Genomic DNA, 684 nt, shown 5'->3' on the forward strand with positions numbered 1-684 from the left:
GCTCAGGGTATTGGCCACCTCACCGCTCACCCCGCTGAATATCAGGTGTGAGGTCGCCTCGGTGAGATTGACGCGGGCGGCCGAGGTGCCAAGGTGATTGGCCGCGCTGACGGTCAGCGTACCGTCCGCATTCACGTTATGCAGGCCGCTGAAGGTGTTGTTGCCGCTGAGGGTAATGGCGGCATCGGTATTGATGACGCCCACCCCGCTCAGGGTATTGGCCAGGGTATCTGCCGCGTTCAGCGTCAGCGTACCGCCCACCTCCACCGCACTGGTGCCCAACGCATTGGCCGCGCCGGCGGTGATGGTGGCACCGGACGCGATATGGGTGGCCGCCGACAGGCCGCTGTTGGCCACGCTCAGCGCCAGGGTACCGCCGTTGACGTTCAGCGTCCCGGCCCCGGTCAGGCCGCCGACCGCGCTGGAGGTACCGCCCTCCTGCAGGGTCAGGGTGCCCCCCGCCAGGTCGACAACGCCGCTGTTGGTCAGCAGCCCGCTGACCAGCGACCCGCTATTCAGGATAACCGACCCCAGGTTGGTCAGTGCGCCCACCGTCTGGCTGAAACCATTGGTATCGACGCGAGAGCCCCCATTGACCGTCAGCTGTGAGGTGGCCCCCAAGGCCGTGTTGCTGCCCAGCCGCACATCGCCACCGGTGACCGTGGTGCTGCCGGTGTAGCTGTT

1 pseudogene is annotated in these 684 nt (G+C 66.8%); it reads right to left on the minus strand.

Features of this window, described 5'->3' with window-relative positions:
• Positions 1 to 684, minus strand: a pseudogene (locus WG891_RS26630) (hypothetical protein); the annotation flags it as partial.

This window comes from Serratia sp. MMO-28, from assembly GCF_037199905.1.
In the GTDB taxonomy this organism is placed as follows: domain Bacteria; phylum Pseudomonadota; class Gammaproteobacteria; order Enterobacterales; family Enterobacteriaceae; genus Chania; species Chania oryzae.